Origin of the sequence: Tardiphaga sp. 37S4 (assembly GCF_021044645.1) — a bacterium.
GTDB classification, from domain to species: Bacteria; Pseudomonadota; Alphaproteobacteria; order Rhizobiales; family Xanthobacteraceae; genus Tardiphaga; species Tardiphaga robiniae.
Genome location: NZ_CP088008.1, coordinates 1,619,166 through 1,644,061, shown reverse-complemented (window position 1 = coordinate 1,644,061; position 24,896 = coordinate 1,619,166). Strand labels below are relative to the sequence as shown.

The following is a 24,896-nucleotide window of genomic DNA, read 5'->3' as shown; positions in this document are numbered from 1 at the left end:
CTACGCCTGCTTCTTCAGCCATTCCGGAAACGTCGCGGTCTCGTAGCCCTTCTGGCGCACGTAGCGGAACATCGCCAGAAACTCGGTCGGCTCCAGCAGCCCGGGCATGCGCGCGACTTCCCGCGCCTGTCCGCTTTTCGATGCCAGTCCCGCGACGGTCTCCGGAAAGAACTGGATCGTCGGCGTGAAGCGAATGCCATAGGCTTCGCCAAAGGCTTTCTCGCCGCGCTTGCGGCCGTCGAAATCCGTCACCTCGCGCGCGCCGATGTGATTGAGATGCAGGATTTCGAAATTGTCGCGGATGTAGCTCTCGATCTTCGGATCGGTCATGTAGCTCTCATGCATGCGCTTGCAGGCCGGACAGCCCTTGAGCCCCCACATGATGGCGAAGCGCTTGCCCTTGGCACTCGCGCCCGCCAGATCCTCGGAGAGATCGAGGAAGCTCTCCAGATACCAGTCCATCTGATAGAGCCCGTCATCACCAAGCGTCGCCTTTGCGGATGCCGGTGCAGCGCGTAACCCGACCACGCCGAGACCGATCGCGGCCAGGGCGTGCCGTCTGGTGATCACGCCAGTTACCTCAGACATTCGATCCTCCCGAGCCACACATCATCCGATCGTGCCGAAGGCCGGAAAGGTCTCCAGCATCCAACCAGAAATCCGCGGCATGGCGCCAGTCAAAAACAGAACGCCGGTCAGGACAAGGCCGGCACCGATCACCTTCTCGATAGCCAGCATATGGCGACGCAGCCGCGCCATCAGCCGCATGAAAGGCCCCGAAAACAGCGAAGCCAGCATGAAGGGAATGCCAATCCCCATCGCATAGGCCGCGAGCAGAAGTGCACCCTGCGCCGGTGCGCCTTCAGCACCTGCGACCATCAGAATAGCCGCCAGCACCGGCCCGACGCAGGGCGTCCAGCCGAAGGCGAATGCGAGGCCGACCAGATAGGCGCCAAGAAAACCCGCCGGTCTGCGCACCGCTTGAAAGCGCGCTTCGCGAAACAGCAACCCGATCCGGAAGATGCCGAGAAAGTGCAGCCCGAGAATGACGATCAGCACGCCGGCGACGATGCCCAGTGTCTCGAAATGCGCCGTGATCGCCTTGCCGATGAGCGATGCCGATGCGCCCAGCGCAACGAAGACCGTCGCAAACCCCAATACGAACGCAAAGGACAATGCGACCACACGACCGTTCGGGCGCCAGCCGGCCTGACCACCGTGGTCGTCGAGTTCGTCCAGGCTGACGCCTGCCAGAAAGCAGAGATAGGGCGGCACCAGCGGCAGAACGCATGGCGACAGGAACGACAACAGCCCTGCGCCCAGTGCACCAAGGAACGAGATTGAGGACACGACGGCGGATCCGGTTCTGGCATAAATATTCAAATTCGTGTATGTGTAACACATGACGTGGAAATTGCCTCTTAAAACCTCGTTGATCGCGACTTTGTTGGTGATGACTGCGGCGCTGTCGCCGCGCATCGCTGATGCGTCCGAACTACTGATGTTCGAGCGCGATGGCTGCGTCTGGTGCGCGCGCTGGAATCGCGAGATCGCGCCGGTCTATGACAAGACCGACGAAGCCAAGCTTCTTCCGCTGCGCCGCATCGATATGGATCGCGACAAATCGCCCGGCGTTGCACTGGCGTCGCCGGTGCGTTTCACACCGACCTTTCTGATCGTCGACAACGGCCGCGAGATTGGCCGCATCACCGGTTACATGAACGACGAATCTTTCTGGAGCCTGCTCGGGAAGTATGCTGCCAGACTGAGCAACTCACAGCCCAACGCCAATCGTTCCTGATCCTCTTCAAACATTCGCGGGACACGCACGCTGCCATGGCTTCTATCATCCCATCCGAACTCGAAGACGAACTGCGCGACGGTGCGGAATATTCGCCCGAACTCGACCAGTTGATGCGCAAGGCCCGCAAGGCCAGCAATTTCCTCAAAGCGATCTCGCACGAAAACCGCCTGCTGCTGTTGTGTCTGCTGGCGGAGCGAGAGCGGTCGGTGTCGGAGCTGGAGAACATCCTGTCGCTGCGGCAGTCAGCCGTGTCCCAGCAACTCGCGCGTCTGCGCTACGACGGCATGGTGGAGACCCGCCGCGACGGCAAGACGATCTATTACAGCCTGGCCAATGACGATGTGCGAAGCGTCATCTCGGTCATCTACGATATTTTCTGCGCCACACCGGCGCCGACCAAGAAAAAATAACGCCGCCGATCCGGCAGGCGGAGGCGCGCGGCCCGTAAGGCCAGCGCACCTCGCATCGGGAGGAAACCCATGCAGAACATGTCTGCCTGGTTATCGGCGCTGGCTGGCTTTGCCATCGGCGCCATCGCGGGATTTGCCGTGCGACGCGCGCGCCTTTGCACATTTGGCGCCATCGAAGATGCGTTGATGGGCGGCGACAATCGCCGCCTGAAGATCTTTGGGCTGGCGCTGGGTGTCGCCGTGCTCGGCACTCAGGCCTTGGTGCTCACCGGCTTTCTCGCACCCGAACACACCACTTACGTTCCCACCGCATTGCCCCTCATTGCGATCGTCATCGGCAGCATCATGTTCGGCACCGGCATGGCAATGGTTGGCACTTGCGGCTTCGGCTCGCTGGTCCGGCTCGGCACCGGCGATCTCAGGAGCCTGATCGTGATCCTCGTGCTGGGTGCGACGGCCTATGCCACTCTGCGCGGACTGTTCGCCGATCTTCGCATTGGCGTGCTTGAGCAGCTATCGATCGGGATGCCGGACGGCATACGCTCCGATTTTGCATCGCTGCTGACGCAAGCGACCGGCCGCGATCTGCGCGTGCCGCTCGCCATCATTGTCGGCAGCGGCCTTTGTTGGCTGGCACTCAGCGACAAACGCCTGCGCCGCGCGCCGCGCCTGCTCACTGCCGGTGTCGCACTCGGATTGCTCACGATTGCCGGCTGGATCGTCACGGTGGGATTGAACGACGATTTCGCTGGCCCGCCCCGCCCGCAAAGCCTGACATTCGTATCGACGATCGGAAAAGCATTGTATGCCGGGGTTCTGAATGTCGCGAACTTCGCCGATTTCGGCGTCGGCAGCGTGTTCGGCGTCATTGCCGGTGCATGGGCTGCAGCGTGGTTCGCGATTGAACTGCGATGGGAAGCCTTCGACGACGATCACGAAATGCGCCGTCATCTTATCGGTGCCTGCCTGATGGGTATCGGCGGCATTCTGGCGGGCGGCTGCACCATCGGTCAGGGCATCACCGCGGGATCGATGCTGGCGCTGTCCTGGCCGATTGCAGTCGGCGGCATGATACTTGGCGCGCGCATCGGCATTGCGATCCTGGTCGATGGCTCGCCACGCGACCTCATCCAGCGCAACTGGATGCTGCTGGCGCGGAAAGCGCCGCCGTCCAAGTAGTTATAGCGTTTTCGAGCGAAGTGGATGCCGGTTCGCGTTAAGAAAACGCGTCACAACAAAAAGGCCAGGGCCCGGTTCTCATGCAATCAGAACCAATAAGGCTCTAGCGTCAGGGTTTGAGGTAGCTCCAGCCGGCTTCCTGCAACTCAATCAGCCGAACCGCGCCCGATGGCACCACCGTCGCCTCGGATACAACACTGATAGCCTTGCCCTCGCGCTTCTCCATGCCCTCTTTGGTATTACCGCAGGCGATGAATTTGACGCTGGACGGGAAGCTGGCATCGACGATCTGCTTGATGCGGTCCTTCACCGGCGAGGTGTCGTCGCGCAGCATGTGCAGACCCGGACCATAAGTGACGATCTCGATCTGAACGTCCTCACCCTTGGCCTTGTAAAACTCGATGACATTGGTCGCGTTATTCAACGCCAGATTCATCAGAGCCGGATCGTTCTGATTGACCTGAATGGCGACGCGATGCTCCTTCGCGCCCGCTGCATAAGTGGACAACGCGATCAGTGACAACAGGACGGCTCCGGCAATCGATCTCAACAATGATCGCATCTCAAAATTCCTTTTCAGGGACATACAATTTCAGGGACGCACAATCGTGAAACCGCGCTCGGTCAGATCCAGCAGATGGCCGACGCCGACCTGCACTTCAACCGCATGCGGATTGATCGCCGGCCGCTTGCCGGTGTCGCGCTCGATCGTATCCAGCGTGTTGCCACAGACGCTGAAGCGCACGCCTTGGGTGATCAGACTATCGACCAGTGCGCGGTGTTCGTTGGTGTCGCGCAGCAGATCGATGCCGGGGCCGAAGGTGACGACTTCGACGGCAACCTTGTCCGGTCCATAGGCTTTCAGGAGATTGCTGGCGACGCTGAGAACGAGGCGTTCTTTCTTCGGATCGGAATCGGACAGCTGCAAGGCGATGAAATGCTCGGCGAAGGGCTTGTCCGGCGCGGCATCCTGCTTGGCGGGCCGCGTCTGTGCAGTGACCGAGCCCGTTGCAAATGACACCAGCGCAAGGACCGACAAAAAGAAAAACAGCCCTCGCCTCTTCATTGCGCACAAAACCTCTGACGATCAGGGGATTGATTAGCAATCGCCCTGCGCCAGCGCAATCAAACTAACGAAGCGGACTAGAGAGGATTTATTGCGTCGCAAACACAGGACGCAGTGCCAGGCCGCGGATCGCAACTGCAGCGCCCGCAAAGATACCCGCAGCCGCAACGAAGGATGGCAATGCGAGCGTTGACACACCCGTCAGCCCCTGCCCGATCGAACAGCCATAAGCCATCGCACCACCGATCCCCATCAGCGCGGCACCTGCCATCGAACGGCCCGTATGGCGTGCCGACGTATAGCCCTCAAGCTCAAAGCGTCCGGTCAGCAAGGCCGTGAGAAGACTGCCGACGAACACACCCGCTACCAGCGCGATGCCGAAATTCAGCGTCATGCCGGTCGACAGCATGATGAATTGCAGCGTATCGGCAGCCGGCGACACGAATGTCAGCGACGCCACCGGAATCGGATCGAACTCATCGGCACCAAGCCAACCGGTCGTCAGCCAGCCGGCGATCACCAGGAGGCCCATCACAAGACCGGCCGCGAGTTGCCCCGGCGAACGTCGGAACGCACGATGCGACAGTGCGAAGACCAACAGCGCAACGCCGACAATCAAAGTTGCTACGACGCGCGCCGTCGCGTCAGACAGGCCGAGCGTTCCGAACAGCGACGGGAGAGAATTCACCCCAGGCGTCGTCTGCGTCCATTGCAGGATCGACAGCCGCATCGGCGCGAGCAGGCCCTTCAATGTCATCTGTGCGGTAACGCCAATCATCGCGATCACGACCAGCGAGCGTAGATTCCCCTTGCCGAGCAACACCAGTGCACGTGATGCACAGCCATTCGACAGCACCATGCCCAGGCCGAACAACAGCCCGCCGACGAAGATCAACGGCGCCGAGAATGACGGCTGCAGATAAAGCGACTTGGCGATCTCGACGATCCCCGCGCCGGCAATGAATTGTGTGCCGACAACCGCCACGGCAACCGCCAGCGCGTAGCTGCGGATCTTGCGTCCGTCGTCATGCGCCCACCAGTCGCGCAGGCTGCTCATGAGGCAGAACCCGCTCAGCAGACCGACCACGCCGAAAACGGCGCCAATCGCAAAACCCGCGATAACCGGGAGCGCAAACATCGAATGATCCGAACGTGATTTTGAGGTGATGACACTGGATTACTACCGGCAGTTTCAGAGGCGGTCCAGTTGACGCATGATTTAAGGAGGAAGTTCTACGGACGGTGAAAAACAGGAAACATAATTCCATCAGATCCGGAAGCACGATGCAGAATGACTATCGCTCTGGGAGCGGCAGAGATCGCCACACGCGTGTTTCGCACCCAATTTTCGAAACGGCATTTTCGATCTTGCCCGGCTCAACACGGGGCATAGCGCTCAGTTCTTTGGAGGACGCGGCAAGCGGATCTGAAGCTTCATCGATCAAAGCAACATCAAGGGCTAGGCTCGCGCTCCCGAATAAGGACGGCGGGGCTCGGCGAAGGGTGCACGCCACCGGTCGCACGGCCGTGCAACGCTGAGTTCATGCGACAGAGAAAGTTGAACGAAAACTTCTCCAAGTCAGACCAAGAGATCTTGGAGATGATTTTATGAAGCGACTGCTCGTTTTCACGATGCTGTTTCCGCCACTCGTGCTGTTCGTCTACATCACAGCCGATCAGTTGTTGCGTGATGGTTTTCCCGACATCGGGTTCCTGGCGTGGCTGGCGGGAATTGCGTATGTGCTCGCCGTCATTCCTGCTTGGTTGACGGCAGGAGTGGACTGGGCGCTTTCCGGCCAGCCGCTTTACGTGCGGCTCATCGCGACGATGCCGGTGGCTGCTGTCCTGGCCGAGCTTGTCGCACGCTACATGGGCCAGCCATATTTCGATGTGTCCGTTGCGATAGCGGGAGCAGTTCCAGCCGCGGTGTGTTCGTGGCTGTCAGATAAACCAATGAGAAGCGTGCATGCGTGAGCAAGCTTGGCGCCACCACGGTCATGACCCATCTGCGCAAGTCTTGACGGCCACACGTGTTGACGCAGCCGTCCATCGCCAAGTTGTCTATTTTTATAGACAACACGCCAATGATTGCGGTAGCGTTTACAAACCTTTCGCAGCAATCACGGGGTGTGCTTCAGTCGTGGCCTACAGTATCTACGGGACCCCTCACGGGCAGCCGGAGAAGGTCTGCTACGGAACCGTACAGACCCTCGATCAGACGGCGAGCGAGCTACGGAAGCTGCGTGAAGCTGGCGTCTTGGACGTCTACGCTATTGGCTTCGATCCCGAGACCGCCCACCTGCGGAAGCCGCCGTCGGACCCCAAATCGAATTAGGCAGGCGCGTTCGGAACCAGGCAAATATGCGCTGCTTCGCGAATAACACCGAAAATGGAATTGCTTACAGGATTGCCTGCAACCCACCGCCCCGCAGGGCCAATTCGTCAGTGATTTGAAAATGGTGGGGGAAGAAGGACTCGAACCTTCGAAGTCATAAGACGGCTGATTTACAGTCAGCTCCCTTTGCCACTCGGGACACTCCCCCGCCTGACGCCATCGGACCCAAGCCCAACAAGACCTTGGCCCAACACGGCAGTCCCACCGAATAAGTGGCTGGACGGCCATGGATGACGTTAAAACGCGCGCCCGTAAACGGGCTCCCGGTTGGCGCGTTTATGACGGAAGCCATGGGGCAAAGTCAACCGACCCTGGCAGGAATATCCCCCCTTCCCGACCTCTTTCCGGGGGCCCCAAATTGCCATTATTCGGCATGCGTGAGACAAGCCAGCCATGAGCGATCGAGAACGAAAACAGCGATTCCAGCGTGGACCTGACAAGGGACGCGACGGCCAAAGCAGTCAAAACCGGGACAAACCGCGCGATCAGGGCCGGGATCACGGCAGGCGGCCGCCCCGGCGTGGCCGGGAATCCGGCGGTGACGGCCCGGCCATCCTCTATGGCTGGCATACCGTCACCATGGCGCTGGCCAATCCGCAGCGGAAAATTCTCAAGCTGATTCTGACCGAGAACGCCGCCCGGCGTCTTGCCGAGGAGAAGATCGATACCCGCGTGGCACCGATCCTGGTCCGTCCGGACGAGATCGATCGCCGGCTGGGGCCCGATGCCGTGCATCAGGGCCTCTTGGCCGAGGTCGAACCGCTGGAATCGCCGGATCTGGACAGCCTGCCCCAGGACGGCATCGTGCTGGTGCTCGACCAGATCACCGACCCGCATAATGTCGGCGCCATCCTGCGCTCCGCCGCCGCCTTCGCGGTCAAGGCGATCATCACCACGGCGCGGCACAGCCCGGAGGCCACCGGCGTTCTCGCGAAATCCGCATCCGGTGCGTTGGAACTGGTGCCGATGATCACGGTGCCCAATCTGGCGCGGGCGCTGAACGAATTGAACGATCTCGGTTTCATGACCGTCGGTCTCGACAGCGAAGGCACCGAGAACATCAGCGCGATCCCGCTGCAGCAACCGCTGGCGCTGGTGCTCGGTGCCGAAGGCAGCGGATTGCGACGGCTGACGCGAGAGACCTGCAGCGTCGTCGCGCGGCTCGACATGCCCGGTGAGATCAAGAGCCTCAACGTGTCGAACGCCGCCGTGCTCGCGCTCTATGTCGGCGCCAGCAAGCTCGGCCTGATGGGCTAGAGCGTTTTCGAGTGAAGTGGGTCCCGGTTCGCGTCAAGAAAACGCGTCAAAACAAGAATCCCTCTATCCAAAACGAGAACGCCCGCCCGCATTGCTGCGAGCGGGCGTTCGTCGTTCGATCATATCAGTACGCGCGGCGATGCTGCTGCGACTGGTGATAACCACGCTGCGGTGCTGCGGCGCGCGGCGCATACATCACCTTCGGCGCGCCATAGCGATGCGCCTGATGATAACCGGTGCGCGACACGTAGCTGCGCTGCGTAGTGCCGTAACGCGTGCGCGGCTGCATGCTGTAACCGTAGCGATAGCTCGGGCGCGCACGATACTGGCTGCGCGACGGATAGCTGTAGATCGCCGGCGCGCGATAGGCCGGACCATAGGAGTAGTTCACCGGATTGGCATAGGGGCCGCCGTAATAGCCGCGACGATAGCCGTAACCGTAACCTTGACCGTAACCCTGGCCATAGCCGCGCCAGCCGATCGCGGTTTCCTGATAGGTCGGAACCGGCGCGAACATGCCCGGGCCGCTGAAGGTCGGGCCCTGATTGGCGTAATAATACTGACGCGTCACCGGCGTCGGATCGGGCAGCCGCTCATAACCGGCGCCATAGCCGCAGGGGCTGACATAGGCCTGGCCGCAAGGCGAGCAGCCGTTTGAGGTGAACAGGCCTCCACCGCAGGCCATTGCAGGCGCTGCGCCGGCCGTGGCGGTGACAACGGCAAATGCCACAACCCATTTTGAAATCACGTTACGCATGAATACTCTCTCCTGTCGGGTGTCTTTTTTTGGTGTTGGTGATTGGTCGGTCAGCGTCGGAATTCCGGCGGTGCGACGATGACCTCAGGTGGATTGAACGGCACTTCATTATGCCGCTCCATCGGCGCGGATTTCGCCGACCAGTGCTCGTGGAAGCTCTCGGCCGGCTGCGGCAATTTGCGATTGGCCGGCGGCTCGATTTCCAAACGCCCGTAGCCGGGCTTGTGGCCGAGGCTCGGATAGTAGTGGCCGACATTCGGCACCGGATCGACGTAACGACCGCCATAGACTGTCGGTTGAATATGAATGCCGCGCTGCAAGCCCCAATCGCCTTCGATCACGCGATAGGACGCATCGACGCCGTTGATGATGATCGGCACGCCGGGACGACCGGGCACGACGATGTTGAAACCATCGGCGGCTGCAGCCGGAAGCGTGGTCGCAATCACAAAAAGCAGTGCTGAAAGGGTTCGCATGGCCATGTCCTGCATCTCGGCGGTACGATATTCGAACGCCTGGCAGGATGGGTTAAGGGCGCGGTCTAAACTGCCGGTAAGCCTAACGCGCAAGCATCAGGCGAAGTTCAAATGCGCGGGATCGCAGCGTGGATTCGTTAACGCAACGCGCCCGCACGGCGATCTGATCCCGGTCGAAAGACGTCAAGCGCGCGCCGCACACATCTTGCGCGTTGCCTTGGCAACGTGGTCTGATCCCTTCAGCCGTCGTTGTCGCAAACATCTGCAGTCGTCATGTCCGGAGAGCCCCGATGAAGTTTCTCAGTGCAGCCATCATCCTGTCGACGCTGGTCGCGACCCCTGCTTTCGCGCGACACTGGAAACATCATCACAGCGCCGAAACCTTCGTCTTTGCCGCACCCGGCCAGCCCTACCGGATCCAGTTCGGGCACAATTACGGTCCGGGTCTGCAGCCGGGCACCTTCGCCTATTACGACGGTCCCCTCGCCGCCCGCTGCAAGCAATCGGCCGCGGCCTATCGCGGCCAGGACGGCCGGGCGTATCCCTGCTTCTGATTAAGGTTCAACAGGCCGGTTGACGGGTGGGCAGATTGGCCACTGCGATCGAACTACTCAACCTCCGCCGCGTTGCCGCGTCGGAGGTGGCACATGCCCTACGCGCTATTCGAAGACGACCAGAAGCTCAGCCAGGAATTCCCGACCGAGGAGGACGTCTGGCAACATGCCGACGAAGCCGGGCTCGTTGATGTTGTGGACGGCAAGACGGTGCTGGAGGACGGCTACACTATTCAGCCATGCAGCACCGAAGAGGACACGGGCAAGCCGATCGCGGTACCGCCGGCAGTGACCTAGGAACGACTCTCACAATCCTTGGTTGGAAGACTGAGCGTCCTGAGCGCAGGATGGACGTTCCGAAAGTCCTGCCACCTCTCTAGGGGTGGTGGGGCTTTTGCTGTCGTAGCCATTGGTATGCAGTAGCCGCACAAACTCATCCATGGACGCGTTCAGTCGCCTGGCGCGCTCTTCAGATTCGGGCGTTGAGGTGCTGCCGAAAAGCCGGGTGATGGATTCGCGAAAAGTCATGCGATTCCCCTTACTCATTGAGACGCGCTTTGGTCGCGCGAACGGCAAATTGGTTCAACTCGCCGCGGGGCTTATTTAACGGTTTAGCACACACGCCGCTTGACGGCGAATCACATGAAGGATTCTCTATCCCCGTTCAGGGAGGCGGAGATGGAAGACCACTTCACTCACCAGTATTTCAGCCGGCAGTGCTTCGAGCGACATCACGCACGCGAGGTTTGGGAGCGCGCCCTCTGCGCAGGCGCCCTACTCTTCGGCCTGACGGCCTCGTTCGCAGCCTGTCTGTTTATTTGATTATTTGACGCCCGTTCGCCTTCGGCGAACCTCCCACAGCCAGCCGCCCAAAGGCGTCAGCAGGCCGCTTGGAGACGCATTGGCGCTGACACGACGACGGAGCCAATTCTGCACTGTGCCCCGTTAGGCTTAACCCGCTGACGCGCTTGCACTAACGTCGCTCAATCTAAATGATGACGCCATGAGTTGGGTCGAAGAGCGCGATCATTTAATCGCGGAGACATTGGCGTTTGTAAAAGAGGTCTCGGGCAACCAGCCCGAGCTGGCCGCGAAGTTGACCGTTGCGGTAGACGCCGAGATGAAAGCCGCTGAAAATCCGAAGCAGATCGTCCCGGAACCTGCGCAGCCGATGAAGCTGACTGATCTCCGGGAAGACATCCGCAATCGCGTTGCATCATTCAAGGCACGGCAACAGGAAATGCAGGACAAGCGGGAGGCCGATTATCAGGAGGGCATCGCAAAAGTCCGGGCTACCTTGGAACAACGTTCATAGGTTGAACCCATGGCGAGCCGGTGCGAAAAGACCGTTTGGCCAAATTATTGAAATGGTGGTGCCGGTTGAGAGGATTGAACTCCCGACCTTCGGTTTACAAAACCGCTGCTCTACCGCTGAGCTAAACCGGCAACAAGATCAATGGGTTAATTGATTTTCCAAGATCGAAATGGGACGTCCGGATCAGTCGCCTGCCCGCGTCGCGCAGTCAGATATCAGAGTTGTCCGGCAAGGGCTACTCCCGCGCGCGCCAAACCGGCGCATGGGCTTACAGCCACGCGTAAAGCAGCAGCAGATTGACCGCACAGGCGGCCATCAGGGCGACCGTCAGTGCCACCTGCACCCCGTCGCTGCGGATATTGTCGATCATTTTCATCGCCCGACAACCATCAAGCGATTCTGGCAAGGGAGTCTCGAACCTTATTTTTCCCGGGATTCAGGACTCGTTTACTTTCGATTCCTGGTGCGGGGGCAGCGGAGAGCTCGACTGTCTACTGCCCCGCGCTCGTCATTCCGGGGCGCGCGTCGCCGGCGAAGCCGGCAGAGCGCGAACCCGGAATCCCGCTGTGTTTGGCGCGATCGTAGTCTCCCACGCTGAGATTCCGGGTTCGCGTCCGGCAAGTGCCGGCCGCGCCCCGGAATGACAATTTGTGGCCAGGGACGCGCTAAACATTTTTTCCTATCTAGTGTTGACAATATCCCGCCATGGATTATATTCCCCTCCGTCCGGCCCCACCGAGAGGGGCGATCGCGATCGTCACGTTCGCGGGGCAGGATGCGGTGGACGCCGGAGATGCGGCGTCACGCGGTTTGGGGGTAACGTCTGTCTTCGGGCAGGACGGATCTGCGCCAGCACTGCCACTGGCAAGGAGACGGCCGACCTTCGGATGGAAAGATCCCTGGACAGTGTGACGGACGACCAAATCGAAACGCGTTCGGCCAAGTGCTTTGCGGCTACCCTGTCCCTCCGCCCTGGGACATTAATTTTGGTGATGGGACCGTTCGCCATGGCAGATGCGCAGGCAACCGAAAAAACACCGTATGCGGAACGTCGGGCACTTGCTCGGCGCCTCCGAAAGTCCTGATGCACTCTAGATTGCGGAAGACCGCATTCGCATCAGGCCCAAGGGTGCAACGGGCACCCGGCGTTCCGCACGCCCTCTCACAAGAGGGTGGGAATGCAAGCGACGACGGCGCCCCCGCGCCGTAAACAATGGGGGCGATGACGCATGTCTGAAGAGCAGTGGCTGTTTGACAGTTGAATCTACGACGGCGCGATGAAGGCGCCGCACCCACAGGTGTCATCCCCGGGCTTGACCCGGGGATCCAGCTTGGCCCGCACACCGTCGCACAAGAAAGATGGATGGCCGGGTCAAGCCCGGCCATGACGTGGAGAGGATGACGATCGCATTGAAGCGATAATCAGCGACGCGCAGCGGCACATGACGAATCCCCACACAGAAAAAGGCCGGCGTGATGCCGGCCTTTCCGTCAAAGATCGAATCGATGTCGTACTTGCTCAGTACTTGGCGACCACCGGGCCGCCCCAGCCGAAGCGATAGTTCAGGCCGGCCTTTATGGTGTGCTCGTCGTTGTTGAAGCTCGTCGAGCCGCCGGGAATGGCCGTCGAGGTGATCGTGGTGTTGCCGAAGTTATAGTACTGATATTCGACCTTGCCCGACCAGTTCGGCGAGAACATGTATTCGAGACCGCCACCGACCGTATAGCCGTCCTTCTTGTTGCCATCGATCACAGCAACCGCGGGAGCCACAGCGGCGATGGTCAGGTTGTTGTTATCCTTCCAGGCGTAACCGCCCTTGGCGTAGAGCAGTGCCGGACCCCAGGTGTAACCGAGACGACCGGTGACCGAGCCGAGCTGATCGTTACCGCCGCCCGTAATGGTCGTGCCATTCGGGAAGACGAGGCTGGTATTGCTGCTCGCCAGCCAGCTGTACTGGGCTTCGACACCGACCACCCAGTTGGTGGCGAACTGATAGTCGAAACCGCCCTGCACACCGCCCATGAACCGGCCGCTATCGCCGACGAGGCTGTTGCCGTCACCGAAGGCGCCGCCGAGATGGCCGCCGATGTAGAAACCGGTCCAATTGTAGACCAAAGCCGGCGCCGTATAGGCCGGGGCCTTGGTATAGGTCCGCGCCGGAAGGTCGGCAGCGAAGGCTGAAGACGAGATCGCGGCCACGGCAACGATGGCCGACGCGCTGAGCAAAAGCTTCTTCATGGTTGTTCCCCTGTGTTGCGTAATGACCATCGAAAAACAACGTGGCGGCAGTTTGGTTGCTTCACGGCAGGCGTTGCCACATCGATGTTTGCCGACTGCGACAAAGCAGCAACACTTTTGGATTTATTCATTTTCAGGCGGAGCGAAATGGCTTTTGGTTCAATGCTCACACGAACTTGATCGGGTTTTTCAGTGTCCAGATACCCACGCCGGGCTGCGGCAATCTCGTGGCGACGTTGCGGTCAGTTGAGGGCGCCAACGTCGACATTGATCGTGCTCGCATCGAGCACCGACAGCAGACCTAAAGAGCTGCCAACAACGCGCTACCGCGTCATCTTTTCCATTTCGGGGAACGGCGCGTAGGTGGCGCCGGCACAGGCCTCAGTGACATTCTCGACAATGCGATCGAGGCGCTTGTCGACATAGGATACCGCCCGCTCCTGCGGCGCGGTGTATCTGCCGTCGAAATCCTTCGCCGTATAGCGCACGCAACTGACATAGCGCAGGCGCCCGCCAACGGTGCGTTGCACCGGCTCCGCCATCATGGCGTCACGAACGCCGACCGGATTGTTCAAATAGGTCTTGAAGAACGCCAGAAGGTCCACGCGATAATTGGTCGGAAATGGCTGCGCGGCCACGCCCTGATCATCCGTGAAGCTGATGCCACCGGCGCCGCCTCCTCCGCATGCTGCAAGCCACAGCGGCAACAGCACCGCTGCTGCCCGTCTCGAAGATATCCCCAAATGTCGTCTCATCCGTCGTGCCGTCTCGCTTGCGTAGGCATATCCCCGTCATGCCTCTCCTAGACGGTTCGCTCCGGAATTGGAATTCGCATCTCGGTGACGGACCCGCGCAAACGAACCGGCCTGCTGCACCTCAGGGATGTTATGCATCCCAGGGGATAGGTACAGCAGGCCGGCCGTTGAAACTCCGCGATCGCGGCTGGGCAATATGAGGCCGCGACCGCGGAGCCCCCTCAGCCGCGCTTGTGCACGACTGTGGTCTGGATGGCGGTGTGCTTGTGAACTTTGTGAACGCTCATCTTCTTGTGGAAGCGATGATGAGGACGGGCATGGCGGTGATGATGGCGGACCATTTTCGCATTTGCGTTCAGCACGCCGGGCTTGGCCTGCACCTTGTTATCGGCCGACGTCACCGGCTTGGTGATCGGCGCCGGCGTGGTCTTGGCGATACCGGCAGCCATCGCGGGAGCGGCAAGCATGGAAACTACGATCAACGCGGTGGAAATTTTCTTCAACATGGTCGTCTCCTGTCGGTCTCGATCACGAAGTTGACCGGTCGGTTGGCCGGGCTTGTCGATCAATGCAGTCAGACTAGCGACGCTGCGCTGAACCCACTCTGAGGAAGCCGGACAGGCTTCGTTCATCTCGGTGACATCCTCGTCATGATCGCTGGGTCAGGCGTCCTGCCCCAAGTCTGCTGCCACAAGTCTGCTCCCCACGTCGGCACAAGCGGGAATGAACACCCACGTCCGGTGTTCACAACCTGAGACTTCCGTGTCAGATTATTGCTGTTGCAAACAGGAGCGCTGCATGACCCACCTCGCGATCAGGCTGACGACGCTGGCAATGTTTTCCGTGGCCGTTGCCGCCACGCCCTTCATGACCTCGGCCTATGCCGCAGGCGGCGATACGCCTTCCGCACCGCCGGCGTCCGACACCAAGGGCACCAAGGACAAGAAGAAGAAAACCGAGACCAGGAATCCGAACAGCGAGAATGCCGCGTTCCTCGCCGACTATCGTGCGGCCTATGCCACGGTCTATGACAAGCAGGACTACACGGCCGCCATTGCGCAGCTCAAGGCGCTCGGCCAGGACGACCGCGCCGATGTCGCCAATCTGATCGGCTACTCCTATCGCAAGCTCGGCGACTACAAGGTCTCGCAGATCTGGTACGAGCGCGCGCTGAAGGCGGACCCCGCCCATGTCCGCACCTGGCAGTATTACGGCTTGTGGCAGGTCGAACAGGGCAACCGCGATCAGGCGCAGTATCATCTCAACAAGATTGCTTCGCTGAGCGGCAAGGACTCCGCCGAATATAAATCGCTCGCTGCTGCGCTGGAAAAGGCGCCCGGCTCCGGTCCCACCTACTGATCCCATTCGCGGATCAGTCAGCCGGTGCAATCCTTCGGATTGTGCCGGCTTTGTTATGGCTGAGAGATCAGCTCATATTCGCGGCTGGGACGCTCTCCTCACATTGAGACCTCTGATGGATCCCTGGCTGAAGCCCGCACTCGACTACATCCACGACTGGCTCTCATTCCAGATGGCAACGACGCAGCAACCCGGCTGCCTCGTGGCCATCGCGCATCGCGGCAAGATCGTCGCTGAATATGCCTTCGGTCATGCCGACCTCGCGACCGGCGAGAAGCTGACGCCGCGGCATCGCTTCCGGATCGCCTCGCATTCGAAAAGCTTCACATCTGCCGGACTGATGAAGCTCCGCGAGCAACGCAAATTGCGCCTCGACGATCCCGTTGGCGACCATGTGAAAGCCCTGCATCCGCAGGTCGCTGCAACGACTATCGGACAATTACTGTCGCATAGCGCCGGCCTCACGCGCGACGGCGTCGATGCCGGGCAGTTCATCGACAGCCGCCCCTATCTCGACAAGAAGGAGCTATTGTCCGAGCTGCAGCAACCGCCCGCGATTGCGCCCGGCACGCGGCTGAAATATTCCAACCATGGCTTTGGCCTGCTCGGCCTCGTCATCGAAGCTGTCACCGGCGAGCCCTATCGCGACTGGATCAGGCGCGAGATCATTGATGCCGTCGGCCTGCGCGAGACCCAGCCCGACATGCCGCTGGCAAAGGGCGCGCCCCTCGCGCAAGGTCATACGCCGCGGCTTCCGCTCGACCGCCGTCTGGTCATTCCCGGCGACACGCCGTGCCACGCCATCACGCCTGCTGCGGGCTTCGTCAGCACCGCAGCCGACGTCGCGCGCTTCTTCGCGCAGCTTGCACCCAATGCAAAGCACAGCGTGCTGTCTGCGGCGGGCCGGCGTGAGATGACGCGGCGGCACTGGCGCAATCCGCACGCAACTATCGAGAGCTATTACGGCCTCGGCACCATGAACGGCACCACCGCCGGCTGGGACTGGTTCGGACACAATGGCGGATTTCATGGCTATATCTCGCGCACCGCCGTGATCCCGGCCTGCGAGCTGACGATCTCGGTTTTCACCAATGCCACCGACGGCTGGGCGCCCATCTGGGTTGATGGCGCCATGCATATCCTGCGCGCATTCGCCCGGCGCGGCGCGCCGCAGAAGCGCGTCCGCGACTGGACGGGACGCATGTGGACCTCAGGGAGCGCGTTTGATCTGGTGCCCATCGGAGACCGGGTGCTGGTCGCCACGCCTCAGGCGATCAATCCCTTCATGGACGTCGCAGAGATCGAGGTGACCGGCAAGGACAAGGGCACGATCGCCGCGGCCGCGGGTTATTCCAGTTATGGGGAAGCAGTCCGGAGGGTCCGTGGCAAGACCGGGAAAGTGACCGAGGTTTGGCTCGCCGGCAGCAAATTGAGGCCCGAAAAGGCGGTCGCGGAGGAGCTGACCCGCAAATATGGAGCAACCGGGCGCCGCTCGCCCCGTTAACGATGCGGCGCTCCCTGCAGCCCGGCCGTCTCAAAGACCTGCTATCCTTTCGCTCGACAAGCCCCAGCGAGGTCGGCTAGACGACCCCGCGCAATCACGCAGCATGAGCCGGCGATCCCCTGATGAACCCGTCCAAGCGCTATGACCGGATCGCCTTCGTGGCCAGTACCAGCGGTGAAGCGCAGGCAGCGCTCGACCAGCTGACGCAGCTCTATGGCAATGCCGATCCGGAAACCGCCGATATCATCGTAGCCCTCGGCGGCGACGGGTTGATGCTGAAGACGCTGCACGACTTCATGCGCACGGGCAAACCGATCTACGGCATGCATCGCGGCACCGTCGGTTTCCTGATGAACGAGTTCTCAACGCTTGATCTGCATGCGCGCCTCGCTGCGGCGCGCGAGACGTTGATCAACCCGCTGCTGATGCGCGCCACGGACGTCCATGGCGGCGTACACATCCATCACGCCATCAACGAGGTCTCGCTGTTTCGCCAGACGCATCAACTGGCGCGCCTGCGCATCCTCATCGATGAACGCGAACGGATGGCCGAACTTGCCGCCGATGGCATCCTCGTGGCTACGCCGGCCGGCTCGACCGCCTATAACCTGTCGGCGCAGGGTCCGATCCTGCCGATCAATGCCGCGCTGCTGGCGCTGACACCGATCAGCGCGTTCCGCCCGCGGCGCTGGCGCGGCGCGCTGCTTCCCAATACGGCGATCGTCGCAATCGAGGTGCTGGAAGGCGAAAAGCGCCCGGTGGCCGCCGTCGCCGACAACGAGGAAGCCCGCGACGTCCGGCGGGTCGAAATCATCTCCGACAGGTCGATCTCGATGCGCATGATGTTCGACCCCGGCCACAGCCTGGAAGAACGTATCCTGAGCGAACAGTTCGGATACTAGAATTCATCCAACTAATACCGCCGAGGGACTTATGCCGTTCGATTTCGTCCTTGTGGCAGGCCCCTTGGTCCGAGGATCAAGTTGGGAGTCGACGGCCGAACATCTGCGGGGGGCAGGATGCCATGTCCAAGTACCGGACATATTGGCTTACCATGCCTCGCCACCTGCATGGAGCGCATGGACCCAAAGTCTTCTCGATCATATCGTGCCGAGCAACCAACTGATTGTGGTGGGACATAGTTCTGCAAGTCATCTTGCTGTCGATCTGGCGACCAGGCTGCCCATGCGTGGCGTCATCATTTTCGATGGCGATGTGCCCCCATCGCATGGCGCAGCCTCACCCGTCAGACCCGCCTTGCACGACCACGTGAAAAGCCTCGCCGGTGCCGACGGGACGCTTCCGATTTGGTCACAATGGTTTTTTGGGGATGCCCGTCGCGCATCTCTGGTTGGCATTGATATCTTGGCCAGAGATCCCGTAGCCTTCGCGCAATTCGAAAGTGAACTTCCCAAAATGCACGTCGATTGGTTCGATGACACGATCGAACTCCCGCGCTGGGATCATGTGCCTGCCGGCTTCATCCAGACTTCAACAATTTACGATCATGCAGCCGCAGAAGCTCAGCGACGCGCCTGGCCAGTTACGAGGCTAAATGGCACGCATTTGCATCCCATGCTCCGCCCCGCAGAGACCGCGGACGCGATTCTTGGAATATCGCGTCGACTTGGGACGTCCTCATAGCGGACTGGGCTCCTGCAGTGCCTCAACTATTCGTTAAGACGCAGCGCGGTATGGTTAACGTCGGGTAACGGTCCCAGCCCGGTTCGAGCCGCATCATGTTCCGTATCGACTTCAACAAGCTGCGTTTTCTGGTCTGCGACGACAATCCGCACATGCGCCGCATCCTGCGCACGCTGCTGCATTCGTTCGGCGCCCGCGAAGTCTATGAAGCCGAGGACGGCGCCACGGCGCTAGAAATGTACAGCCACTATGTGCCGGACATCGTGATCGCCGACTGGGCGATGCCGATTTTCGACGGGCTGGAACTGGCGCAGATGATCCGGCAGCCGGACTCCAAGGGCAATCCCTACGCGCCGATCATTATGCTGACCGGACATTCCGAGAAACGCCGCATCACCATGGCGCGCGATGCCGGCGTCACCGAATTTCTGGCCAAGCCGATTTCGGCCAAGGGTCTCTATCTGCGCATCATGAGCGTGGTCGCGCATCCCCGCCCCTTCATCAAGACGAAGAACTATTTCGGGCCCGACCGCCGCCGCAACACCACCGTCGCCTATATCGGACCGGAACGCCGCAATGGCGGTGAAGCCGAGGTTCTGCAGCAGCCATCGCTGCTGGATAAAGCCCGTGTCACTGGCTAGCGCAATGTTCGGAGAAACGACCATGGCCAAGAACAAAGCGCCGGCGCCGCCGAAGGTGCAGGCTTTCGCCGATCACCAGGTCATCACGCCGCCGAACACGCTGAAGCACGCGATCCGCCGTGTCATCGATCGCGAGCTCGACGATCCCGTGGCGCGCGCCGAACAGGCGCTGGCCAATCTCTCCGGCGAGTTCAAGACCTGGATGCGCAGCGAATGCGACCGCCTTGCCGCAGCACATGCCGCGATCCTGAAGAAGGGCTTCGATACGCACACCCGCGGCGAGCTGTTTCGCGCCGCTCACGACATCAAGGGCGACGCCTCGACCTTCGGCTTTCCTGCCGCTGGCGTCGCCGCCGAAAGCCTGTGCCGGATTCTCGAACACGCCCCCGATCTCGATGCGGTGCCGGCGGATCTGATCCAGCACCATATCGATGCGATCCAGGCCATCGTGCGCGAACACAACACCATCGAGAAGGCCGGCGTAGCCAACGAACTCAGCGCCCGCCTGCGTGCCGTTGCGGATGACTATCTGACGCTGGTCAATCGGGATCGGCCGGACCATCTTGAGATGATCTCGGCGCCGAGCATCGTTCCGAAGGAATAGCTGCTTTCGTAGGATAGGTAGAGCGCAGCGAAACCCATCACAGCAATTCCAGAAGATGATGGGTTTCGCGAAGACGCTCTACCCATCCTACGGCTTCATGGCGATTTTGGATACTTACGCCGCGATCAGCTGATACTCGTCGCGCGCATTCGCCTGTTCGGCCAGTTCATCGCAGAACACCCGCGCTTCCTCGCGGGCCGATTCCGTCGCGAAGCGCCGCAGCAGGATCAACAGCGGCTCGGACGCCGCCTCATCGGTCTCGCACACCGTCAACACCCGCTCGACCATGCGACGACGCAGCCGCACGGCGCCGCCGACAGAGCCGATGAAACCGATTTCATTGCGCGCAGCCAGCGCGGCGCGGAAGGCAGGGAATGTCGACTCCGGCAGACCTGCGCGGGCAAGCAATGCGTTCAGCCCGGCACCGACGCCGTCATAGACCAGCGCGGCCACGCGGCTCTGCGGCAGGCCGGACAGCTCCACCAGCGCCTGGTCGAACAGGTCGAGATTGCCCGACAGCAGGGCGCGGAGGATCAGGCCGACGGTCAGTTGCCCGGCTTCGCGCAAGTGATGGACGAGATCGCGCATCTCGTCGCCGCGCGAACGCGAGGCAATGTTGACCGTGGAGCGCGCCATCGCCTCGTCGGCAACGCGCTCGGCACGATCCGGCGACAGCCAGTTGCGTGCAACGACGAAGCGGGTCAGCGTTTCGGAGAGCTTGGCCACCAGTGCGAGGCGCGTCGTGGCTGGCAGGTCGCCAAGGGCTAGCATCGCTTCGCGGATGGCGGCGAGATGACCGTGACGCTCGACGATACGGTCCCAGGAGAATTGCGCCAGTTCGGCATACGGATTTTCAATCAGTTCGAGCGCAGCCGCGGCAGAGCCGACTTCGGCAATGGCGGCGCAGATCGAGATCGGCAGATTGATGCGGCGCGCGACCGCGCATTGCAGTTCGCTGTTCCCCGTCGCGACGATGTCGACCAGATCGGCATCGATCAGCAGCGGCGAATGTTCGAGCACCGGCAGCGACACACAGGGCTGATCCACCGACAGCGCCTGCACGATGGCCGGGGGCGCCGACGGCGCGCGGGCAAAAACCTGCGCCATGGCCTGGCGCACCAGCGGCGATGCGTCATCGAGCAGCATCAGCAGCGCGCCTTCGGCGGCGGCACGGTCGTCGTCTGAAAGATCAGAAAAAATCCAGGCCCGCGCCAAAGAGCGCGTTGCCTCTGCCCGCTCGCTGGCTGGAGCGGTCCGTACCCAACTGATGAACTGCCGAACAATCATGGTTCTGCCAGCCTACGCAACAAGATCAACACCGAAACGCGATGCCACTGTCAGAGAAAATAAACCATCCCACTTAACAAACGGTTCACCATAAGCTTATGGGTTTGTTGAGGTTTTATTAAGGGATCGGACACGCGGGGAAATCTGTGGCTCCCGGTGAATATCACACACTCCGCCCTCATCCTGAGGAGCGCGCCCTTGCGCGCGTCTCGAAGGATGGCCGCTAGCGGCGATGCCTGCCAACAGCTCATGGTTCGAGACGGCGCTGCGCGCCTCCTCACCATGAGGGGACGGAGCTAACTACTAAAAGTCCCGGCGCGATCGCTGAACAGATCGAGCGGCTTGGGCACGCCGACTTCAGGTGCCTTCGGCAGCGACGTGGACGTCAGTGACGTGCGGTTGCCCCACAATTCCTGCACGGCCGGCGACACAGGTTGCGCACGATCGCCGCCCTGGAACAGCGACCGGAAAATCGGCTGTTCCTGCACGGCCGTCGATGACTGATCGGACGCAAAGCTTGCGACCTGCGCGGTGCTCAGATCCGGGAAGCGCGACAGGAAAGTCGCATTGCTGGCAGGCGTCAGTGGCGAGACCGCCTGCGCCGTCACCACGCCTGCGGATGCCATCGCCGTCCGCGTCGCCGTGGAATTCGCAGCACTGTCATAGCGCGCCGACAGCACCGAATAGACCTGAGACACGCTGCGCGCGCTGCCGCTCTGATCGTAGAAGATTGGCCGGTTCGCTGCGGCGGCATTCGGGAATAGCGCAGCGCCCGATGCGCTCGGATTGTTCGCCGCATTGTTGATCAGCTTCGATGCACCACTGACGCCCATGAAATGCGCCATGTATAGTTCGGAGTCGCTGGGACGGCGCCCGATCTCGCCAGTGAGCTTGAAACTGTTGGACTGCGTCAGCACGCCGGCCATCGCTGAACTCGCGACGGGATCGTCACGCAGTTTCAGGATCTCGGCCTTCGCAGCCGGATCGCTCACCGAATAACTTCCCGACGGCGACTTGGTGATGGCGTCGGCATATTTGCCGTAGCCGAGCTGCGTGCCGGCTTCCTTCACGGTGCCGAGCCAGGTCTGCTCGATGAACTGGAACAGGCCCTTGGCCGAGGATGTCGAAGCCGTGGCCGAGGGATTGAAATTGGATTCCATCTTGGCGGTGGCGAGCAGATATTCGAAGCTCGTGCCCGTGATGCCGGCAGCATTCTTGATCGCGCCGGTCACCTGACTGCGCGTTGACGAGAGTGCTGATGCGAGGTTGGTCGCGTCGACCGCCATAGTGTGGTGCCCCGCTGCCGCGAAATGACTACCGGGAATCGCGCCCTGCCAGCCGTGCGGAAGCCGCGGACACAGTGGGACATTCATGGTTAACGAAACGCTAAGGCGGTTTTGGCGCCCAACACCTCCATCCGTGGTTGCATATTTTACAGAGCATTAACGCGAGGGTGTTTCCGTATGTGTCTGACGGAGATTCGCTCCCGTCGGCAGCGGAAATGGAGCTCACGATGGTTGCGGTCGCAAACGCGCATTCGACGTCGACCCAACCGTGGGACAAAGCGGCCCCCGCCGCCGTTGCGCCCGCCAAGCCATCCGTCTCATCCGACAAGCCCGCATCTGCGCCGGCAGCCCCTGCCGCCTTCGTATCGCTGTCAGACCGCGCCAAGGCGATTATCGAAAAGGCCAAGGCCGATCAGGCCGCGACCGAGGGACTCACCGATACATTCGACGAAATGCTGACGAAGCGGACCGACGCCCTGGCCGACCGCCTCTCCAAAGCGTTCGAGAAAATGAACATCCCGCCGGAATATGCGACGCATATGAAGGTCGACAAATTCGGCAACGTGACTGCCGAAGGCCCCTGGAAGGCCAAGATCGAGAAGATGTTCAGCGACGATCCGGCGCTTGCCAAGGAGATGAAGGAAGTCTCGGGCCTGAATGCCCTGAAGGCCGCGCAAGCTTCGCTCGATCTCTATAACGAGCAGAAAAAATCGACCAATAGCGAAGCGAAACAGGCGGAAGCCTGGAAGAACTACAATCTCCGTTCGATGAACATCCAGACCCTGTCTGGCGTGATGACCATGAAGGACGGCAAGCTCAGGTCGGCGGCCGTCGATTACATGGACATGATCGCCGATCCAACCGGCATCAACGCCGCCAAATCCCGGCAGGATTTCGCAAGCCGGCTGGCGTAACCCAAGATCGGAGCCAGTTCAGCTTCCGTAGACCGACGCCGGATCGAACACCTTGTCCGCATCGATGAACGAGACCTTCGCTGCCCCGCCCTCGCCCTTGGTGATCGCGCGGTAGAAGCATGAGCGACGGCCGGTGTGGCAGGCGGCTCCGCCGATCTGCTCGACCTTGATCCAGATCGCATCCTGGTCGCAATCCATCCGCATCTCGACCACGCGCTGGGTCTTGCCCGAGCTCTCGCCCTTGCGCCATAGCGCCTTGCGCGAACGGCTGTAATACCAGGCATCGCCGGTTTCGATAGTGTTGCGCAGCGCCTCTTCATTCATATGCGCCACCATCAACACGTCGCCATTCGCCACGTCGGTCGTCACGACGGTAACGAGACCGGCAGCGTCGAATTTCGGCGTGAGCACGAGGCCTTCTTCGAGATCATGGCTGTGCGCGTGCGATGTATTGGACACGGGAAAATCTCTCGCTGTGGTCGTCAAACGAAAATCGGGCGCCTGATGCGCCCGATACTCTAGCAGCAAATCACGATCGTCGCGCGATCAGCGCGACGTGGGTTTAGCGCGACATGGACTGGATCATCGACATGAACCGCGCCTGCTCGGCAGGATTGTCGCGGAAATTGCCGGTGAAACGCGTGGTGAAAGTGCGTGAGCCTTCCTTGCGGATACCGCGGGCCGACATGCAGGTGTGCTCGGCCTCGACCATCACCGCAACGCCGCGCGGCTTCAGCACTTCATCGACCGCAGCAGCAAGCTGCGCGGTCAGATGCTCCTGGGTCTGCAGCCGATGGCCAAAGATATCCACGAGACGCGCCAGCTTGGAGAGACCGACGACGCGCTCCACCGGCGTATAGGCAATATGCGCCTTGCCGTAGAACGGCATCATGTGATGCTCGCAATGGGAGACGAAGGCCATGTCGCGGATTAGCACGAAATCGTCATAGCCCGCGGTCTCGCCGAAGGTTCGATTCAGAACCTCGGCCGGGCACTGATGATAGCCCTGGAACAGCTCGTCATAGGCCTCGACCACGCGGCGCGGGGTGTCCATGAGGCCTTCGCGCTGCGGATTCTCGCCGATATAGGCGAGCAGCGTCTGCACGGCCTGCTCCGCCTCGGCGCGCGAGGGCCGCAGCTGGTCGGGATTTACCGCCGCAGCCAGAAATTCGGCGGGATCGAGCTCCGCCGGCCGGAATTCCTGCACTTTGCTCTCGGTCGGCTTGCCATCCGGGGATTTGCCGCGAAGCGGCTTGATCACAGCGTCCATCTTTACTCCGTTCGACCGGCCCCACGGGAGGCCGGAGTGTCACCGGGCAGACGGGGCGGCAAGGCCGCCGGACGCCTGAGTCCGTCAATAAAACATCGTCTCGCGACAATAACACCGAGGCCGCCGAACTGAATTCTCAAATTCCGGCGATCTGGAGAACGCCCGGCGCTCTGTTGGCCG

At 61.2% G+C, this 24,896-nt stretch carries 30 protein-coding genes and 2 tRNA genes; 15 read left to right on the top strand and 17 right to left on the bottom strand.

Translation table 11 applies throughout. The annotated features are described in order from the left end of the window. Together LPB73_RS07955 and LPB73_RS07950 are read right to left on the bottom strand one after the other, a co-directional pair. Positions 1-588 (bottom strand): SoxW family protein, encoded by a 588-nt coding sequence (locus tag LPB73_RS07955; protein WP_231080231.1) that lies wholly within the window; start codon positions 586-588, stop codon positions 1-3. A gap of 21 nt (positions 589-609) precedes the next feature. After that, the gene (locus LPB73_RS07950; RefSeq protein ID WP_231080230.1) at positions 610-1,404 is read right to left on the bottom strand and encodes a cytochrome c biogenesis CcdA family protein; all 795 of its coding nucleotides are present in this window, start codon (positions 1,402-1,404) and stop codon (positions 610-612) included. Here LPB73_RS07950 and LPB73_RS07945 point away from each other — a divergent pair. The 3 genes from LPB73_RS07945 (at position 1,403) to LPB73_RS07935 (ending at position 3,393) form a co-directional block, all read left to right on the top strand. After that, entirely contained in the window at positions 1,403-1,801 is a 399-nt protein-coding gene (locus LPB73_RS07945) for a thioredoxin fold domain-containing protein (protein ID WP_231080229.1), read from the top strand. The genes LPB73_RS07950 and LPB73_RS07945 overlap by 2 nt on opposite strands. Before the next feature lie 35 nt (positions 1,802-1,836). After that, on the top strand, positions 1,837-2,214 hold the full coding sequence (locus LPB73_RS07940; protein ID WP_068731992.1) for an ArsR/SmtB family transcription factor: 378 nt from the start codon (positions 1,837-1,839) through the stop codon (positions 2,212-2,214). A 69-nt stretch (positions 2,215-2,283) separates the two neighbouring features. Further along, positions 2,284-3,393, top strand: coding sequence for a YeeE/YedE family protein (locus LPB73_RS07935; protein ID WP_231080228.1), 1,110 nt, complete (start codon positions 2,284-2,286; stop codon positions 3,391-3,393). Between the two features lie 109 nt (positions 3,394-3,502). On the opposite strand, the gene LPB73_RS07930 is transcribed toward LPB73_RS07935, so the two are convergent. From LPB73_RS07930 to LPB73_RS07920, 3 genes are all read right to left on the bottom strand, one after another. Next, positions 3,503-3,955 carry a DsrE family protein gene (locus LPB73_RS07930; RefSeq protein ID WP_231080227.1) on the bottom strand — a complete coding sequence of 151 codons (453 nt, stop codon included), beginning with the start codon at positions 3,953-3,955 and terminating at the stop codon, positions 3,503-3,505. Between the two features lie 30 nt (positions 3,956-3,985). Continuing rightward, complete coding sequence (locus LPB73_RS07925) at positions 3,986-4,459, bottom strand: hypothetical protein (protein ID WP_231080226.1); 474 nt, start codon at positions 4,457-4,459, stop codon at positions 3,986-3,988. Between the two features lie 88 nt (positions 4,460-4,547). After that, positions 4,548-5,597 (bottom strand): YeeE/YedE family protein, encoded by a 1,050-nt coding sequence (locus LPB73_RS07920; protein WP_175367989.1) that lies wholly within the window; start codon positions 5,595-5,597, stop codon positions 4,548-4,550. A 470-nt stretch (positions 5,598-6,067) separates the two neighbouring features. Between LPB73_RS07920 and LPB73_RS07915 the strand changes: the two genes are divergently transcribed. Beyond that, positions 6,068-6,433 (top strand): hypothetical protein, encoded by a 366-nt coding sequence (locus tag LPB73_RS07915; protein ID WP_231080225.1) that lies wholly within the window; start codon positions 6,068-6,070, stop codon positions 6,431-6,433. Positions 6,434-6,916: 483 nt separating this feature from the next. Here LPB73_RS07915 and LPB73_RS07910 read toward each other — a convergent pair. Beyond that, positions 6,917-7,002: transfer RNA gene (locus LPB73_RS07910), tRNA-Tyr, on the bottom strand. A gap of 245 nt (positions 7,003-7,247) precedes the next feature. Here LPB73_RS07910 and rlmB point away from each other — a divergent pair. After that, a complete protein-coding gene (rlmB, locus tag LPB73_RS07905; RefSeq protein WP_231080224.1) occupies positions 7,248-8,111 on the top strand; it encodes a 23S rRNA (guanosine(2251)-2'-O)-methyltransferase RlmB in 864 nt (287 codons plus the stop codon). 124 nt (positions 8,112-8,235) lie between these two features. On the opposite strand, the gene LPB73_RS07900 is transcribed toward rlmB, so the two are convergent. Both LPB73_RS07900 and LPB73_RS07895 read right to left on the bottom strand, forming a co-directional pair. After that, positions 8,236-8,868 (bottom strand): hypothetical protein, encoded by a 633-nt coding sequence (locus LPB73_RS07900; protein WP_231080223.1) that lies wholly within the window; start codon positions 8,866-8,868, stop codon positions 8,236-8,238. 50 nt (positions 8,869-8,918) lie between these two features. Continuing rightward, positions 8,919-9,344 (bottom strand): hypothetical protein, encoded by a 426-nt coding sequence (locus LPB73_RS07895; protein WP_093762178.1) that lies wholly within the window; start codon positions 9,342-9,344, stop codon positions 8,919-8,921. 290 nt (positions 9,345-9,634) lie between these two features. On the opposite strand from LPB73_RS07895, the gene LPB73_RS07890 reads away from it, so the two are divergent. Continuing rightward, on the top strand, positions 9,635-9,898 hold the full coding sequence (locus LPB73_RS07890) for a hypothetical protein (protein ID WP_093762074.1): 264 nt from the start codon (positions 9,635-9,637) through the stop codon (positions 9,896-9,898). A 93-nt stretch (positions 9,899-9,991) separates the two neighbouring features. Beyond that, entirely contained in the window at positions 9,992-10,195 is a 204-nt protein-coding gene (locus LPB73_RS07885) for a hypothetical protein (protein ID WP_089264883.1), read from the top strand. Positions 10,196-10,204: 9 nt separating this feature from the next. On the opposite strand, the gene LPB73_RS07880 is transcribed toward LPB73_RS07885, so the two are convergent. Continuing rightward, entirely contained in the window at positions 10,205-10,426 is a 222-nt protein-coding gene (locus LPB73_RS07880; RefSeq protein WP_147421754.1) for a hypothetical protein, read from the bottom strand. Positions 10,427-10,901: 475 nt separating this feature from the next. Here LPB73_RS07880 and LPB73_RS07875 point away from each other — a divergent pair, with 475 nt between their 5' ends. Then, entirely contained in the window at positions 10,902-11,213 is a 312-nt protein-coding gene (locus LPB73_RS07875) for a hypothetical protein (protein ID WP_231080222.1), read from the top strand. Between the two features lie 56 nt (positions 11,214-11,269). Here LPB73_RS07875 and LPB73_RS07870 read toward each other — a convergent pair. The 4 genes from LPB73_RS07870 to LPB73_RS07855 all read right to left on the bottom strand — a co-directional run bounded on the left by LPB73_RS07870 (position 11,270) and on the right by LPB73_RS07855 (position 14,713). Then, positions 11,270-11,344: transfer RNA gene (locus LPB73_RS07870), tRNA-Thr, on the bottom strand. A 1,388-nt stretch (positions 11,345-12,732) separates the two neighbouring features. Then, the gene (locus LPB73_RS07865) at positions 12,733-13,452 is read right to left on the bottom strand and encodes an outer membrane protein (RefSeq protein WP_089264886.1); all 720 of its coding nucleotides are present in this window, start codon (positions 13,450-13,452) and stop codon (positions 12,733-12,735) included. 323 nt (positions 13,453-13,775) lie between these two features. Then, positions 13,776-14,207 (bottom strand): hypothetical protein, encoded by a 432-nt coding sequence (locus LPB73_RS07860; protein ID WP_414716874.1) that lies wholly within the window; start codon positions 14,205-14,207, stop codon positions 13,776-13,778. Between the two features lie 221 nt (positions 14,208-14,428). Then, positions 14,429-14,713 carry a His-rich protein BRANT gene (locus LPB73_RS07855; RefSeq protein ID WP_089264888.1) on the bottom strand — a complete coding sequence of 95 codons (285 nt, stop codon included), beginning with the start codon at positions 14,711-14,713 and terminating at the stop codon, positions 14,429-14,431. A gap of 292 nt (positions 14,714-15,005) precedes the next feature. Between LPB73_RS07855 and LPB73_RS07850 the strand changes: the two genes are divergently transcribed. The 6 genes from LPB73_RS07850 (at position 15,006) to LPB73_RS07825 (ending at position 19,959) form a co-directional block, all read left to right on the top strand. Beyond that, positions 15,006-15,566: a tetratricopeptide repeat protein gene (locus LPB73_RS07850; protein WP_231080220.1), complete on the top strand. Its 561-nt coding sequence runs from the start codon at positions 15,006-15,008 to the stop codon at positions 15,564-15,566. A 115-nt stretch (positions 15,567-15,681) separates the two neighbouring features. Further along, complete coding sequence (locus LPB73_RS07845; RefSeq protein WP_231080219.1) at positions 15,682-17,070, top strand: serine hydrolase domain-containing protein; 1,389 nt, start codon at positions 15,682-15,684, stop codon at positions 17,068-17,070. A 122-nt stretch (positions 17,071-17,192) separates the two neighbouring features. Continuing rightward, a complete protein-coding gene (locus tag LPB73_RS07840; RefSeq protein ID WP_231080218.1) occupies positions 17,193-17,972 on the top strand; it encodes an NAD kinase in 780 nt (259 codons plus the stop codon). Positions 17,973-18,003: 31 nt separating this feature from the next. After that, a complete protein-coding gene (locus LPB73_RS07835) occupies positions 18,004-18,714 on the top strand; it encodes an alpha/beta hydrolase (protein ID WP_231080217.1) in 711 nt (236 codons plus the stop codon). Positions 18,715-18,809: 95 nt separating this feature from the next. Beyond that, positions 18,810-19,355 carry a response regulator gene (locus LPB73_RS07830; RefSeq protein ID WP_068731951.1) on the top strand — a complete coding sequence of 182 codons (546 nt, stop codon included), beginning with the start codon at positions 18,810-18,812 and terminating at the stop codon, positions 19,353-19,355. Positions 19,356-19,377: 22 nt separating this feature from the next. Then, positions 19,378-19,959 carry an Hpt domain-containing protein gene (locus tag LPB73_RS07825; RefSeq protein WP_231080216.1) on the top strand — a complete coding sequence of 194 codons (582 nt, stop codon included), beginning with the start codon at positions 19,378-19,380 and terminating at the stop codon, positions 19,957-19,959. 114 nt (positions 19,960-20,073) lie between these two features. Here LPB73_RS07825 and LPB73_RS07820 read toward each other — a convergent pair whose 3' ends face one another. Together LPB73_RS07820 and LPB73_RS07815 are read right to left on the bottom strand one after the other, a co-directional pair. After that, complete coding sequence (locus LPB73_RS07820; protein ID WP_309944863.1) at positions 20,074-21,246, bottom strand: DUF2336 domain-containing protein; 1,173 nt, start codon at positions 21,244-21,246, stop codon at positions 20,074-20,076. Positions 21,247-21,542: 296 nt separating this feature from the next. Then, a complete protein-coding gene (locus LPB73_RS07815; RefSeq protein WP_231080214.1) occupies positions 21,543-22,532 on the bottom strand; it encodes a transglycosylase SLT domain-containing protein in 990 nt (329 codons plus the stop codon). A gap of 227 nt (positions 22,533-22,759) precedes the next feature. On the opposite strand from LPB73_RS07815, the gene LPB73_RS07810 reads away from it, so the two are divergent. Then, positions 22,760-23,446 carry a hypothetical protein gene (locus LPB73_RS07810; RefSeq protein WP_231080213.1) on the top strand — a complete coding sequence of 229 codons (687 nt, stop codon included), beginning with the start codon at positions 22,760-22,762 and terminating at the stop codon, positions 23,444-23,446. Positions 23,447-23,464: 18 nt separating this feature from the next. Here the strand turns inward: LPB73_RS07810 and hisI are convergent, their stop codons facing one another. Together hisI and folE are read right to left on the bottom strand one after the other, a co-directional pair. Beyond that, on the bottom strand, positions 23,465-23,905 hold the full coding sequence (gene hisI / locus LPB73_RS07805) for a phosphoribosyl-AMP cyclohydrolase (protein ID WP_231080212.1): 441 nt from the start codon (positions 23,903-23,905) through the stop codon (positions 23,465-23,467). A 103-nt stretch (positions 23,906-24,008) separates the two neighbouring features. After that, positions 24,009-24,716, bottom strand: coding sequence for a GTP cyclohydrolase I FolE (folE, locus tag LPB73_RS07800; RefSeq protein WP_175365506.1), 708 nt, complete (start codon positions 24,714-24,716; stop codon positions 24,009-24,011). Positions 24,717-24,896: the final 180 nt, after the last annotated feature.